This is a genomic window from Nocardiopsis lucentensis DSM 44048 (assembly GCF_000341125.1).
Taxonomy (GTDB): domain Bacteria; phylum Actinomycetota; class Actinomycetes; order Streptosporangiales; family Streptosporangiaceae; genus Nocardiopsis; species Nocardiopsis lucentensis.
Genome location: NZ_ANBC01000430.1, coordinates 1 through 1200 on the forward strand (window position 1 = coordinate 1; position 1200 = coordinate 1200).

A 1200-nucleotide genomic window follows, 5' to 3' on the forward strand; every position below is an offset into this window, starting at 1 on the left:
TGCACGGCCTCGCACAGCTGGTCGGGCGGGGCGTCCTTGAGCATGTAGCCGGTCGCCCCGGCCTCGACCGCGGCCAGGATGTCGGCGTCGGTGTCGTAGGTGGTCAGCACGAGCACGGGCGGCGGAGCGTCGAGCGCGGTGATCCGGTGGATCGCGGTGACCCCGTCCATGCCCGCCCCCATCCGCAGGTCCATGAGGACCACGTCCACCCCCGTCCCGGCGGCCAACACGTCCAGTGCCGCCCGCCCGTCGGCGGCCTCGGCCACCACCTCCATGTCGGGCCGGTCGGCGAACATCGCCGTGAGCCCGTGGCGCACGACCGGGTGGTCGTCCACGAGCAGGATGCGCAGCGGGGCCTCGGTCATGGGGACTCCTCCCGGGTCAGCGGCAGACGGACGGCGACCGCGGTCCCCTGGCCGGGCGCGGACTCCACGTCGAGCCGCCCGCCGAGCAGCGCGACGCGCTCCCGGAGCCCCACGAGGCCGAACCCGGTGCCGTCGCCCCGGCTCGACGTGGAGTCCGGGTCGAAGCCGACTCCGTCGTCGAACACGTCCAGGGTGACCTCCCCCTCCAGATAGCCGAGCGTGACCACGGCCGTTCGGGCACGGGCGTGCGCGGCGACGTTGGCCAGGCTGGCCTGCGCCGCGCGCAGCAGCGCCACCTCGTATCCGGACGGCAGGGCGGTCGGCGTCCCGTCCAGGCGCAGGCGGCAGTCGATCCCCTCGGCCCGGCCGACCCGTGCGCACAGGCGGCGCAGGGCCTCGGGCAGGTCGCCGCCGGCGAGGGACGGCGGGGCCAGGTCGCGGACGAACCGCCGTGCCTCGGCGAGGTTGGCCGACGCGCTCTCCCGGGCCTCCACGACCCTCGCCGCCGCCAGGTCGGGTGCGTCGGGCAGGGCGTTCTCGGCGGCGCGCAGCAGCAGGACGATACTGGACAGGCCCTGCGCGAGGGTGTCGTGGATCTCGCGGGCCAGGCGCTCGCGTTCGTCGAGCACCCCGGCGCGCCGCTGGGTCTCGGCGAGCGCGTCGCGGGTCCGGGTCAGCGTGTCGATCAGCTCGCGCCGCCGTTCGCTCTCGCGGTACAGGGACGCGTAGCCCACGGCGATCGCCACGGCGAACGCCGCGCCGAGGATCGGCCCCAGGACCGTCCCGGCTGTGACGTCCCCGGCGTGCAGGGCCTGGCCGCCGATCGCGGCGGCGG

The 1200-nt window shown here is 76.2% G+C and carries 2 protein-coding genes; both read right to left on the minus strand.

The features are described 5' to 3' along the window. On the minus strand, window positions 1–365 hold a 365-nt coding region (locus D471_RS0115215; RefSeq protein ID WP_017599411.1), incomplete at its 3' end, for a response regulator. After that, a partial coding sequence (locus D471_RS0115220; protein ID WP_017599412.1) for a sensor histidine kinase occupies window positions 362–1200 on the minus strand: 839 nt, incomplete at its 5' end. The genes D471_RS0115215 and D471_RS0115220, both read right to left, overlap by 4 nt.